Here is a 13,068-nt window from a genome sequence, read left to right on the forward strand (position 1 = left end):
AGATTCCATTGGCGAGTCCGTACAATCGCAGGCCGTTTACGCCCAGACAGTAGACTGGGCGGCACCGCGAACGAACCCCAGAGTTTAAACCACCGCCCCATGCTGAAGCTCGACCGATACCTGCTGGGCGATTTCGTCCAGAGTTTCCTGGCTACCCTGATCGTCCTGCTGGTGGTCAGCGTGGGCGGCGTGCTGGTGGACATCCTCGGCAACATCGCCGACGGGCGCCTGCCGGCCAAGCTGCTGTTCTCGCAGCTGGGCTTGCAGTTCATTGCCTACCTGCCGCTGATCCTGCCGCTGGCGCTGATGCTGGGCCTGCTGCTGGCCATCGCGCGCCTGTACCGCGACTCGGAAATGGCAGTGATCACCGCCATTGGTGTCGGCCCCAAGCGACTGCTGCGGCCACTGCTGATGCTGGTGGTGCCGGTGGTGGCACTGGTGGGCGCCTGCTCGCTGTGGCTGGGCCCGTGGGCCGGCCGGGTGGCCGAGCAGATGATCATCGAGGCCAACCGCAGCGTGCTGATGGCCGGACTGGAGCCGGGCCGGTTCACCCCGCTGCCCAATGGCGGCGTGGTCTACCTGTCCTCGATCTCGCCCGATGGCACCCAGCTGGGCAGGGTGTTCCTGCAGCGGCAGAAGGACGACCGCCTCGAGGTGGTGTCTGCCGCCGGGGGCCGGATGTTCTTTGAAGGCGCCCGCCAGCGCTTCCTGGAGCTGGATGATGGGCACCAGGTGGAGGGCCCGGTAGCGGGTGGGCTGGACTACCGCCTGGCGACCTTCGCGCGCAACGACGTGGCCCTGCCCGACGGTGCGCAGACCCGTACCGAGAACGATCCGGAGCTGATGCCGACCACGAAGCTGTTCGGTGATGCCCGGCCCGAGGCACAGGCACAGCTGCATCGCCGGCTGGCCCCGCCGCTGATCGCACTGGCCTTCGCCCTGTTGACCGTGCCGCTGGGCCGCAGCTCTCCGCGCCAGCAGCGCTATGGACGGATGATGCTGGCCCTGCTGGCCTACATGGTTGGCACCAACCTGATGTTCATCGGCAGTGGCTGGATCGCCACCGGCAAGATTCCGGCCGCGCTCGGCCTGTGGTGGCTGACCCTGCCGTTGCTGGGGCTGGCGATCTGGATGTATGCACGTGATGGCCGCCTGGGCCGGCCGAAGGGAGCCCACGCATGAGGCTGCGCCCGATGCGCTTCGATCTGTACCTGGGCCAGTCGGTATTCACGACGGTGCTGTTGACCTGGACGGTGCTGGTCGGCCTGGACGTGGTGATGGCCTTCTCCGGCGAGTTCAAGGACATCGGCAAGAACGGCTACTCGCTGGGCCATGCCGCCGCCTGGGTGCTGTACACGGTGCCGCGGCGGGCCTACACCTTCTTCCCCACCGCTGCGGTGATCGGCGCCCTGATGGGCCTGGGCCAGCTGGCGGCGACCTCCGAACTGACCGCGCTGCGCGCGCTGGGGCTGTCGCGCAAGCGCCTGAGCGTGTCGGTGGCGATTGCGCTGTCACTGCTCACCGCAGTGATGGTGCTCAGCGCCGAAACGCTGGGACCCTGGGGCCAGGATCGAGCCGATGCGCTGAAGTCCAGCGCCAAATGGGGCCAGGACATTTCCACTGCACGCTACTCCGGGCTGTGGGCGCGGGAGGGCGACACCTTCCTCAGCGCCGCCGGTGGCGAAGAGCAGCTGGTGGGTGACAAGGGCACGCGGTTGATCCTGCGCGACGTGCGCCTGTACCGCATCGCCGAGGACGGACAGATCGCCTCGTTGACCCACGCGGCCACCGCCGAGCACGACAACGATGGCTGGGTGTTGACCGGTGTGCGCCGGGATACGTTCGGCGAACGTTCGGCCACGCGCGAGGAAGTGGCGCGCGAGCCGTGGAATTCCAAGCTGGATGCCGGCGCGCTGGCGACCGGTATCGCCAAGCCGCGCAACCTCAGCGTGGCCGAGCTGCGTACCAGCATCGAGTACCGCGAACGCAATGGGCTGGATGCGCGCGACTATGAGGATGTGTACTGGAGCCGTTGGTTCTACCCGGTGAACGTGCTGGCGCTGTGCCTGGCGGCAGTGCCGTTCGCGTTCGGCTCGCTGCGCAGCGGCGGCATGGGTAAGCGCCTGTTCCTGGGCATCCTGTTCGCGCTGGGCTTCTGGTTGCTGCAGCTGTTCTTCGGCCGCATGGCCGGCGCGTTGAAGTTCGATTACCGCATTGCCTATGCGCTGCCACCGATCGTGATGCTGGCGATATCCGGGCTGCTGTTCCGGCGCAAATCAGGTTGATTCCCAGGGAGCCGGGCAAGGCCCGGCTGTTTCCGTTTCACTTCAAGGACGAACATGAGCTTCCAACGCTTTCTGCCGTACATCGCGGCCGTGCTGCTTTCTGCCGGCTGCAGCCGGTCCACCGTCGACTTCGAGATCGACAACCCGACGGATGCACCGCTGACCTTGTCGGTCGACCAGCAGGTGCATACCCTGCCGCCGCACACCTCCATGCCCCTGGTCCTGGAGCCGGGCCAGTACCGGCTGCAGAGCGAGAAAATCGGCAGCGTACGCATGGTTGTCTACGCCGACGGGATCGGCGGGCTGATCAACCCGGCCATGGCCGAGTACGTGATCGTCACCGAGCAGTACGTCACCAGCAAAACCAATACCGGCAACCTGGCATCGAAGATCGAACTGAACGATGTGGAGATCAAGGGTCCCTACGTGAAGGCGACCGGCTTCTTCATTCCGCGCCGTTGGGACGCAGGACTGAAGGGCGAGCTGCCTGACACGGTGGTCTCCAGCAGCCCGGATACCTCGTCCGACTACCGGACCAAGATCTACAACGTGCCCGGCTTCTTCGAATACCTGGATGCCGGGGACGAGCTGAAGGAGGCTTTCGGGCCGGATGGCTACCGGCCGCCGGCAGCATCGGTGGCTTTCACTGCCGCCCAGCTGCCGCCGCTTCCGGCGGCCTATGAGGCCCAGGGCAAACCGATGCGCGAGCTGTACGCGCAGTACCTTGCCGCAACCGATGCAGGCGAGCAGAAGCGCCTGAAGAAGGCCAGCCTGAAACTGTGGCAGGAGTTCGTGAAGACCCGTGCGCAGTTGAGCGGACAGTCGCCGGTGGCCGATGATGTGCAGGCCAATGCGTTTGCGTCCGCCTTTTTCGACCTCTGGACGCAGCCGGCGGTGATCCTGCCGGACCCGGCGCCAGCCGGCTGACCGCTGCGTTGATCGTGTAGAGCCGAGCCCATGCTCGGCTATCGAGTGCATCGCGAAACGCAGCCGAGCATGGCTCGACGCTACAGATGGCTCGACGCTACGGAATGCGCGTCAGCGCTTCGGCATCCGCACCACGCGGGTGCCGCTGGCGCGGTCGTGCCAGGTCAGGCGGTCGCGGTCGACCCAGGCCCACCAGAATCCCAGTCCGCCCAGCAGCAGTGACAGCGTGCCCACCGCGAAGCGCAGCCACAGTTGGCCGCGCCGCAGCGGCGTGCCATCGCTCGATTGCAGTTTCAGCCGCCACGGTCGCATGCCCAGCGTCTGCCCGCCACGGCGCCAGCTGGCCGTGGCGTACCCCCCCGTGATTCCCCAGCACACCGCCCACAGCAGCCACTGCCAGGCACTGAACGGTGCGATGTTCTCGCGCTGCGCGTGGCCGCTGAAGGTGTAGGCGAGGGTGAACAGCGTGCCGGCCAGCATCCACAGCGCCAGCACCGGCAGTGCGTCGTAGACCATCGCCAGCAGGCGCCACAGCAGCAGTGCACGCGGGCGGGGCAGTTCGCTGGCGGCCGCTGGGGCCGTGTCGGTGGCGGGGCGGGACATGCGCCGAGCATACGCAAAGCTGGCCGCGCCCGCAGTGGCCCTCGTATCCTGCACCCATGGCCCTTGTTTCCACCCCCGCCGAACGCCGCCAGCTGGTGCAGCAACTGCCCGAGCTGCGCGCCGACGACAGCGCGCGCATCCAGCGCTTCCTCGATGCGATCTGGGCCGAGAACGGCCTGGCCCGCGCCACCCTCGACAGTTACCGGCGCGACCTGGAAGGGCTGGCGCGCTGGATGGATGGACGCGACGGTGGCCTGGCCGGCATCGAGCGCCCGGGGTTGTTCGATTATCTGGCCTGGCGCACCGGGCATGGCTGGTCGCCGCGCAGCAATGCGCGCCTGCTGTCGGCGCTGCGCGCGTTCTTCGCCGATGGCGTGCGCCGTGGTGAACGCAGCGAGGACCCCAGTGCCCTGCTGGACCCGCCGAAGCTGCCGCGGCTGTTGCCGAAGGCGTTGGCCGAAAGCCAGATCGACGCACTGCTGGCGGCGCCGGACATCGACAGTCCGCTGGGCCTGCGCGACCGCGCCATGCTGGAGCTGATGTATGCGGCCGGCCTGCGCGTGAGCGAGCTGGTGCTGCTACCGGCCACGGCAGTCAACCTGCGCCAGGGCGTGCTGAGGGTCACGGGCAAGGGCAGCAAGGAGCGGCTGGTGCCGCTGGGCGAGGAATCGCAGCACTGGCTGGAGCGCTATCTGCAGGCGTCGCGCCCGCAGCTGGTCGGCAAGGGCAAGGTGCAGGCGCTGGCCGATGGGCAGACCCCATTGTTTGTCGAGCCGACGCTGCATGCGCTGACCCGCCAGGCGTTCTGGCATCTGGTCAAGCGCCACGCGCAGGTGGCCGGTATCGATCCGGTGCGGATCAGCCCGCATGGCCTGCGCCACAGCTTCGCCACGCATCTGCTCAACCGCGGCGCCGACCTGCGCGCGCTGCAGATGCTGCTCGGCCACAGCTCGCTGTCGACCACCCAGATCTACACCCTGGTGGCCCGCGAACACCTGCAGAAGCTGCACGCGCGCCACCATCCGCGCGGCTGAGCAGCGGCCTGAACCCCGGCCTCGGGCGGTGGGCAGTGTCGCGGCCCGGTAGCGGCGGCTGTGTCAGAATCCGGGGTCTTCTTCTGTCGCGGACCGCTCCATGCTCCGATTTGCCATCGCCGCCGTGTTCGGTGCGCTCAGCCTGACCGCCTGCGCCCAGCCGGCTCCGCCGGCCGCCAAGGCACCCGCCGCGGCTGCGGCCAAGGCCGTCCCGGCCGCCAACGCTTCGGCCGACCAGGCCGTACGCGCCGCGCTGACCGCCCTGAATCCCGGCTTCCAGGTGGACTACATCGGCGCTGCGCCGTTCCCCGGCTTCCGCGAGGTCGTGGTCTCCGGCCAGTTGCTGTACGTGTCCGACGATGGCCGCTACCTGTTCCAGTCGCAGCCCTACGACACGCGTGCCAAGGGCCCGGCCAACAGCGAAGGCCTGCTCGGCTACCGCCGCGATCTGCTGGCCAAGGCCAACCACGGCGACCGCATCGTATTCGCTGCGCCCAATGCCAAGTACACCATCAGCGTGTTCACCGACATCGAGTGCGGCTACTGCCGCAAGCTGCATCAGGACATCGCAGAACTCAACCGCAACGGCATCTCGGTCGAGTACCTGGCATTCCCGCGCATGGGCCTGGGCAGCAAGGACTACACCGACATGATTTCGGTCTGGTGTGCAGCGGATCGCCGCCAGGCCCTGACCAACGCCAAGCGCGGTGGCAGTGTGCCGGCCAAGAACTGCACCAACCCGGTGGCGATGCAGTACGCGCTGGGCCAGCAGTTGGGCGTGAACGGCACGCCGGCGATCTTCGCGCCGGATGGCACCCAGCTGGGCGGTTACCTGCCGCCGGCGCAGCTGCGTGCGGCGCTGGACAAGCTGTCCGAGAAGCGCTGACGCGGAATCGTAGCGTCGAGGTATGCTCGACTGCGGGACCATCAGCCGAGCATGGGCTCGGCGCTACAGATCAGAGGCCGGGGGCGCACAATGCGCCCCCGGCTTTTTGCTTATTTCAGGCCATCACTGACCGCCTTGGTCAGCGTGCCCTGTGCATCGTCACCGCTGAACTCCCAGACGAACGCGCCGCCCAGGCCCTGGGTCTTCACGTAGCCCATCTTGCGGGTGATGTTGGCCGGGGTATCGAAGCTCCACAGCGTGCTGCCGTTGTAGATCCAGGTGGCACCGGCCGTGTTGTCGGTGTAGCCCGGCCACGCCAGGTTCTTCAGCACCTTCCAGTCTTCGATGCCGGCTTCATACGTGCCCGGGGCGGCGCCGGTCGCGGTCTGGTACAGGCCGTTGTTGGCGTTGGTCACACCGGTCCAGCCACGCCCGTAGTAGCCGATGCCCAGGTTGAGCTTGGCGGCGGGCACGCCACGGCTGATGAAGGCCTCGATGGCGTCGTTGCTGTTGTAGAGCTTCTGGTCGCCGGTGGACGGATCATTCGGCGAATCGAACAGCGCCGACTGGTGATTGGTCTTCGCATCCCACGCGCCGTGGAAGTCGTAGGTCATCACGTTGATGTAGTCCAGGTACGGGTGGTACGCGGCCGGATCAGTGACGCGGATCTTGTCGATGCCGGCACCCACCGCCACCGTCAGCAACAGGCCCGGACGCACCGCATCGAGCTGGCGGCGGAACTCGGCCATCAGCGCGGTGAAGTTGGCATTGTCCTCCGGCTTGCCGCATTCGATGCCACAGGCCACCGGGTACTCCCAGTCGATGTCGATGCCGTCGAATACGCCCAGTGCGGCACCGGCGCCACCGGCACCGTCGGTCACCGGCAGGTTGCCCTTGATGTAGGCGTCGATGCACGAGGCGACGAAGGCCTGGCGGTTTTCCGGACGCGCCGCGCTGGAGAAACCACGCGACCAGGTCCAGCCACCCAGCGAGATCAGCACCTTCATGCCCGGGTACTTGGCCTTGAGCTGCTTGAGCTGGTTCCAGTTGCCGCGCAGCGGCTGGTCCCAGGTATCGGCGCTGCCGCTGACGCTCTCGGCGGCACTGAAGGCCTTGGTGTAGTCGGCGAAGGCATCGCCACCGGCACCGCTGTTCGGATCCGACGGCTGGGTGATGCCCACTTCGCAACGGTTGTTGCGCACGTTGCCGAACGCGTAGTTGATGTGGGTCAGGCGTGCGGCCGAGCCACTGCTGTCGATGTTCTTGACCCGGTAGTTGCGGCCGTAGATGCCCCACTGGGTGAAGTAACCGATCACCCGCTTGCCGGTGGTGCCGCCGTCGCCGGCCAGCGTAGTGGCGCTGATCTCGGTGCCCTGGGCCGAGGCGTTGCCGGCGTTGTCGCGGGCACGAACCCGGTAGCGGTAGGTGGTGGAGGCAGTCAGCCCGCCATCGATGTAGCTGGCGCTGGACGGTGAACCGACCAGGCTGCCGTTGCGGTACACGTCGTAGCCGGCCACGCCGCTGCCACCGGTGTTGTCGGTGGACGGGCTCCAGCTGAGCGCGATGCTGTTGGCGGTGCGGGTGCCGACCGCCAGCCCGCCCGGCACGCTCGGTGCGGTGGTATCGCCACCGGCGGCGTTGACGGTGATGGTGATGGTCGCGGTGCTGGTGGTGGCGTTGTTGTTGTCGGTCGCGACTGCACGCAGGGTGTGGCTGCCGGCGCTGGCATTGGCCCAGCTGGCCGCATACGGCGCATTGGTGGCCACGCCCAGCGAGCTGCCATCGCGGAAGAATTCGACCTTGGCGACGCTGCCGTCCGGATCACTGGCGTTGGCGGTCACGTTGACCGTGCTGCCGGCGCTGAAGGTGGCGCCGTTGGCCGGCGAGGTCAGGCTGACCACCGGCGGCTGGTTGCTGCCGCTGCCATCGCAGGCACCGAGGTTGGTGTAGTAGGGCGCACCGGCCGGATGGTCCGGCGGCGCGTTCCAGATGTCCTGGTTCGCCCGATAGAGGACGCCTCCTTTCTGCAGGGTATCGCCGGCCCGGTAGATCTTGGCCTGGTCCCACTGGGCCACGCCGGCACAGCTGGCGGCCTGCGCCAGGCCGGGCAGGGCAACGGCCCCGGCAAGGGCCAGCAGCCAGGCCAGACGGCGCGGACGACAGCGGTGGAGGGAGCGTTCGGCACTGCGGACATCGGCACTCAGCACAAGCGGGTCGTACATGGTGTGTCTCCGATCGATCGGTTGGCGCGCGGGCCCGGATGGCGCCGCACGTAACGCAGGTCCGGACATCGCCCGGGAAGGCGACGGAGGGGGCGGACGGAGGTACCTGGGAGGCCGGGGAGAGAGTCCGGCGCCAGGTGGGGACAACGTTGTCATCAATCGCGTGGTCAATCCGTGAGCGAGTGCATGGTTCGGGGATTTGGCGGAGAGCGGCGCTGGCGCGCGGTCGGCGGCCATCGGCGGAGCCCCCTCGTGGCTGGGGCTTTCCGCGAAAAGCAGATTTCTGGGGGTTGGCCGGGCGGGTGGGCTGCGCAGGGGACGCTGCAAGTACGTCCCTGTAAGCTCGGTCGCCGCATCCATGCGGCTCACGCCCCTGCGCAGCCCACCCGCCCGGCCACGGACAGGTTCCTGCGCGGCCAGCCACGGAAGACAGAACAAAAAATCAAAAGCAGAAGCCGATCGCTTCGCTCTTCAATGCCTGATTTCTGAAATTTCCTGGTTGCCGGCCAGCGGCCGGCACTACCGGGGAGCATCCACGCATGGCGTGGATCTACTGCAGATCGCGGAAATCTGTCGGGGCGGGGTGGTGGGGGCCAGCAGGACCGTTGGCGCCATGGATGGCGCCATCGAGCCCCCATGGACGGGTTTACGGCGTGTCCTGCTGGCCCCCACCATCCCGCCAGCCCACGGAATGCCTGCTGTTGCCTTGGCCGTTGCTGTTGCTGTTGCCGTTGCCGTTGCCGTTGCCGTTGCCTTGGCTTCGGCGGGTGCCGGGCGCCACCCGGCCAAAGCCCTTCCCCCGCTTCCGGTACAATGTCGGGCCCGTTTCCCAACTACGGTTCCCCGGACATGATGGTCCTCGAGGGCGCGCCCGCCCTGTCGCCGTTCCGCCGCGAACGTCTTGAATCCCGCCTGCAGTCCATCGCGCCCTCCCTGCGCATCAGCGGTGCCTGGCACGTCTACTTCGTGCAGCCCGAAGGCAGCGCCGCCCCCGACCTCACCACCCTGTGCCGCATCCTCGAAGCTGCGCCGCAGGCCGAGGCCGTGGCCGACGGCGCGGTCAGCCGCATCGTGGTGCCGCGCCTGGGCACGCTGTCGCCGTGGTCGAGCAAGGCCACCGAACTGGTCCGCGGTGCCGGGCAGCCGGTCAGCCGGGTCGAGCGTGGCCTGCGCATCGACGTGCAGGGCTGGCCGGCCGATGCCGCCGCCCAGCAGGCGCTGGTCAAGGCGCTGCACGACCCGATGACGCAGTCGGTGCTGGAGACCGTGGAACAGGGCCAGGCGCTGTTCTCGGCGCCGGCCCGCGGTGAACTGGAACGCGTGCCGGTGGACCAGCTGGAGGCCGCCAACCAGCGCCTCGGCCTGGCCATGGCCCAGGACGAGATCGACTACCTGCGCGAACGCTTCACCGCGCTCGGCCGCGCACCGTCCGACGTCGAGCTGATGATGTTCGCGCAGGCCAATTCCGAGCACTGCCGCCACAAGATCTTCAACGCCAGCTGGACCATCGACGGCCAGGAACAGGACCGTTCGCTGTTCCGGATGATCAAGAACACCCACCAGCAGACCCCGCAGCACACGCTCAGCGCGTACAGCGACAACGCCGCGGTGATCGAAGGCCATCCGGCGTCGCGTTACCGCCCGGATCCGGCCAGCGGCGAATACCGCCGCGAGCCGCAGGTGCCCAGCGCGTTCCAGATCAAGGTGGAAACGCATAACCATCCGACCGCGATCGCGCCGTTCCCGGGTGCCTCGACCGGCAACGGTGGCGAGATCCGCGACGAAGGCGCGACCGGCCGCGGCGGCAAGCCGAAGGCGGGCCTGTCCGGGTTCTCGGTCTCGCACCTTCGCATTCCCGAGCTGCCGCAGCCGTGGGAAGCGCCGCGCGCGCTGAACCCGCGCATGGCACCGGCGCTGGAAATCATGACCGACGGCCCGCTTGGCGGCGCTGCGTTCAACAACGAGTTCGGCCGCCCGAACCTGCTCGGCTACTTCCGCAGCTTCGAGCTGCCGGAAGGCGCCGATCTGGTGCGTGCCTACGACAAGCCGATCATGCTGGCCGGTGGCCTCGGCGCGATCGACCGCGTGCAGGTCGACAAGATCCAGCTGCAGGCCGGTGATGCGGTCATTGTGCTCGGCGGTCCGGCGATGCTGATCGGCCTGGGCGGCGGTGCCGCCAGTTCGGTGGCCTCCGGCGAGAGCGCCGAGGACCTGGACTTCGCCAGCGTGCAGCGCGACAACCCGGAAATGGAACGCCGCTGCCAGGAGGTCATCGACCGCTGCGTGGCGATGGGCGCCAACAACCCGATCAAGTTCTTCCACGACGTCGGTGCCGGTGGCCTGTCCAATGCCATCCCGGAACTGCTGCACGACTCCAAGGTCGGCGGTGTCATCGACCTGGGCAAGGTGCCCACCGACGATCCGTCGCTGTCGCCGATGCAGCTGTGGTGCAACGAGTCGCAGGAGCGCTACGTGCTGGGCGTGGCCCAGGAGCGCCTGGCCGAGTTCGCTGCGCTGTGTGCCCGCGAGCGCTGCCCGTTCGCTGCGGTTGGCGTGGCCACCGCCGAGGAACACCTGGTGGTGGCCTACGGTGCGGTGCCGGGCCACACCCCGGCCGATGCACCGATCGACCTGCCGATGGACGTGCTGTTCGGCAAGCCGCCGAAGATGCACCGCGACACCGCGCACCCGCCGGCCCCGCGCTGGCCGGCGCTGAAGACCGGTGGCCTGGACCTGCAGGAAGCGGGCCTGCGCGTGCTCGCGCACCCGACCGTCGCCTCGAAGAACTTCCTGGTCACCATCGGTGACCGCAGCGTCGGCGGCCTGACCGCACGCGAACAGATGGTCGGCCCGTGGCAGCTGCCGGTTTCCGACGTGGCGATCACCCTGGCCGACTTCGACGGCGTGGCCGGCGAAGCGATGTCGATCGGCGAGCGCACCCCGCTGGCCCTGCTCGACGCCGCTGCGTCGGCACGCATGGCGGTGGGCGAAGCGCTGACCAACCTGTGCGCGGCCCCGGTCGATGCGTTGGATGAAATCAAGCTGTCGGCGAACTGGATGGCCGCGGCCGGCCACCCCGGCGAAGACGCGCTGCTGTACGACGCGGTGAAGGCAGTGGGCATGGAACTGTGCCCGCAGCTGGACATCAGCATCCCGGTGGGCAAGGACTCGCTGTCGATGCAGGCGCAGTGGCACGACCAGGGCGAGGCGCACAAGAGCGTGTCGCCGGTGTCGCTGGTGATCTCGGCGTTCGCGCCGGTGGCCGACGTGCGCCAGCAGCTGACGCCGCTGCTCGACCGCGACGTGGACAGCGAGCTGTGGCTGATCGGCCTCGGCGCCGGCAAGCAGCGTCTGGGCGGTTCGATCCTGGCCCAGGTGCATGCCGACCACGCCGACCTGCCGGCCTTCGCCGGCGCTGCCCCGGATCTGGACGACCCGCAGCGCCTGCGTGGCTTCTTCGAGCTGATCCGCGATGCGCGCCAGTCCGGCCTGCTGCTGGCCTATCACGACCGCAGCGACGGCGGCGCCTTCGCTGCGCTGTGCGAAATGGCCTTCACCTCGCGCCTGGGCCTGGACATCACTCTCGATGCCTGGGGCGATGATCCGTTCCGCAGCCTGTTCAACGAAGAACTGGGCGCGGTGGTGCAGATCGCACGCGAAGACCGTGCGGCCTTCGCCGACCTGGTCGAGCGCCATGCACTGACCGAATGCGCGCAGCGCATCGCCAAGCCGACCACTGCACCGGTGGTGCGCGTGTCGCTGGGTGGCGAGAACCTGGCCGAGTGGCGCTGGGACGCGCTGTTCGACGCCTGGTGGTCGGTCACCCACGCGATGCAGAAGCGCCGCGACAACCCGGCCAACGCCGACGCCGAGCGCGAGGTCGCCCGTGCCTTCAATGCGCCGGGCCTGAAGCCGAAGCTCAGCTTCGACCTCAACGAAGACGTGGCGGCGCCGTTCATCAGCACCGGTGCGCGCCCGCGCGTGGCCGTGCTGCGCGAGCAGGGCGTGAACGGCCAGATTGAAATGGCCAACGCCTTCGAACGTGCCGGCTTCCGCGCGTTCGACGTGCACATGAGCGACCTGATCGAAGGCCGCGTGGCCCTGCAGGACTTCACCGGCCTGGTCGCCTGCGGCGGCTTCAGCTACGGCGACGTGCTCGGTGCCGGCCGTGGCTGGGCCACCTCGATCCTGGAGCGCAGCGCACTGCGTGATGCCTTCGCCGCGTTCTTCGCGCGCGAAGACAGCTTTGCGCTGGGCGTGTGCAACGGCTGCCAGATGATGAGCCAGCTGAAAAACATCATCCCGGGTGCCGAGCACTGGCCGCAGTTCCGTCGCAACGCCAGCGAGCAGTTCGAAGCCCGCACCGCGCTGCTGGAAGTGGTGGAATCGCCGTCGATCCTGCTGCGTGGCATGGCCGGCTCGCGCCTGCAGGTAGCGGTGGCGCACGGCGAAGGCCAGGCCGTGTTCGACAACGCCGTCGACCAGGCCGCCGCACGCGTCTCGCTGCGCTACATCGACGGCAATGGCAACGTCGCCAGCCAGTACCCGCTGAACCCGAACGGTTCGCCGGACGGCATCACCGGCCTGACCAGCAGCGACGGCCGCGTCACCATCATGATGCCGCACCCGGAGCGCACCCCGCGCGCGCTCAACCTGAGCTGGGCTCCGGCCGAGTGGCAGGGTGACTCGCCGTGGATGCGCATGTTCCGCAACGCGCGGGTGTGGTGCGGCTGATCGCACTGCATCGCGCAGGCCTCAATGCCATCGCGTATGGAAAAACCCGCCGTTGATCGGCGGGTTTTTCTTTGCGCGCTTGAAACTCCAGTCGCGACCGCTAGTTACATGCATTTTCATGCGTCGAGGAATCGTCACGCATGCATAACAAAATCATTTCATAAACACGTGAAATAGTGATGTGCTTCACGGCAATAGGATTTGCTGTGTCAAAGTCTTGACGATCTGCAAAGTTGCCGTTAACACTTGAACCCCGTTTCAGAATCATTCATTTCGCAGTAACCGCTTGGCGCACGCGCTCGGTTTTCTGTCGCTGCGCGCCGTTCGGCAATACCCCGCAGTAAATCACGCGAATAAACGCCCCCAGGGGACGTTGG

The 13,068-nt window shown here is 67.9% G+C and carries 8 protein-coding genes; 6 read left to right on the forward strand and 2 right to left on the reverse strand.

Going from position 1 to position 13,068, the window contains the following annotated elements; translation table 11 throughout:
* The first annotated feature begins 99 nt into the window (after positions 1-99).
* Genes lptF through ACZK13_RS02715 form a run of 3 tightly spaced genes read left to right on the forward strand, consistent with a single transcriptional unit; the run spans position 100 to position 3,212 of the window.
* Positions 100-1,182 (forward strand): LPS export ABC transporter permease LptF, encoded by a 1,083-nt coding sequence (gene lptF / locus ACZK13_RS02705; protein WP_346487084.1) that lies wholly within the window; start codon positions 100-102, stop codon positions 1,180-1,182.
* Positions 1,179-2,285, forward strand: a complete 1,107-nt coding sequence (gene lptG, locus ACZK13_RS02710; RefSeq protein WP_004142518.1) for an LPS export ABC transporter permease LptG — start codon at positions 1,179-1,181, stop codon at positions 2,283-2,285. The genes lptF and lptG overlap by 4 nt, the downstream gene beginning before the upstream one ends.
* 54 nt (positions 2,286-2,339) lie before the next feature.
* On the forward strand, positions 2,340-3,212 hold the full coding sequence (locus ACZK13_RS02715) for a hypothetical protein (protein WP_478482246.1): 873 nt from the start codon (positions 2,340-2,342) through the stop codon (positions 3,210-3,212).
* 111 nt (positions 3,213-3,323) lie between these two features.
* On the opposite strand, the gene ACZK13_RS02720 is transcribed toward ACZK13_RS02715, so the two are convergent.
* Complete coding sequence (locus ACZK13_RS02720; RefSeq protein WP_478482247.1) at positions 3,324-3,815, reverse strand: RDD family protein; 492 nt, start codon at positions 3,813-3,815, stop codon at positions 3,324-3,326.
* A 56-nt stretch (positions 3,816-3,871) separates the two neighbouring features.
* On the opposite strand from ACZK13_RS02720, the gene xerD reads away from it, so the two are divergent.
* Together xerD and ACZK13_RS02730 are read left to right on the forward strand one after the other, a co-directional pair.
* A complete protein-coding gene (xerD, locus tag ACZK13_RS02725; RefSeq protein WP_478482248.1) occupies positions 3,872-4,849 on the forward strand; it encodes a site-specific tyrosine recombinase XerD in 978 nt (325 codons plus the stop codon).
* Between the two features lie 100 nt (positions 4,850-4,949).
* Positions 4,950-5,735, forward strand: a complete 786-nt coding sequence (locus tag ACZK13_RS02730; RefSeq protein WP_049398153.1) for a DsbC family protein — start codon at positions 4,950-4,952, stop codon at positions 5,733-5,735.
* Between the two features lie 110 nt (positions 5,736-5,845).
* Here ACZK13_RS02730 and ACZK13_RS02735 read toward each other — a convergent pair whose 3' ends face one another.
* Entirely contained in the window at positions 5,846-7,957 is a 2,112-nt protein-coding gene (locus ACZK13_RS02735) for a glycosyl hydrolase family 18 protein (RefSeq protein WP_478482249.1), read from the reverse strand.
* 849 nt (positions 7,958-8,806) lie between these two features.
* Between ACZK13_RS02735 and purL the strand changes: the two genes are divergently transcribed.
* A complete protein-coding gene (gene purL, locus ACZK13_RS02740) occupies positions 8,807-12,691 on the forward strand; it encodes a phosphoribosylformylglycinamidine synthase (RefSeq protein WP_478482250.1) in 3,885 nt (1,294 codons plus the stop codon).
* The last annotated feature ends 377 nt before the right edge of the window (positions 12,692-13,068 follow it).

It is taken from the genome of Stenotrophomonas sp. 99219_Sma (genome assembly GCF_056480785.1).

Bases quoted from the DNA above. Each gene is read 5' to 3' on its own strand.
- lptF (WP_346487084.1), top strand. From the start codon at position 100: ATGCTGAAGCTCGACCGATACCTGCTGGGCGATTTCGTCCAGAGTTTC.
- lptG (WP_004142518.1), top strand. From the start codon at position 1,179: ATGAGGCTGCGCCCGATGCGCTTCGATCTGTACCTGGGCCAGTCGGTA.
- ACZK13_RS02715 (WP_478482246.1), top strand. From the start codon at position 2,340: ATGAGCTTCCAACGCTTTCTGCCGTACATCGCGGCCGTGCTGCTTTCT.
- ACZK13_RS02720 (WP_478482247.1), bottom strand. From the start codon at position 3,815: ATGTCCCGCCCCGCCACCGACACGGCCCCAGCGGCCGCCAGCGAACTG.
- xerD (WP_478482248.1), top strand. From the start codon at position 3,872: ATGGCCCTTGTTTCCACCCCCGCCGAACGCCGCCAGCTGGTGCAGCAA.
- ACZK13_RS02730 (WP_049398153.1), top strand. From the start codon at position 4,950: ATGCTCCGATTTGCCATCGCCGCCGTGTTCGGTGCGCTCAGCCTGACC.
- ACZK13_RS02735 (WP_478482249.1), bottom strand. From the start codon at position 7,957: ATGTACGACCCGCTTGTGCTGAGTGCCGATGTCCGCAGTGCCGAACGC.
- purL (WP_478482250.1), top strand. From the start codon at position 8,807: ATGATGGTCCTCGAGGGCGCGCCCGCCCTGTCGCCGTTCCGCCGCGAA.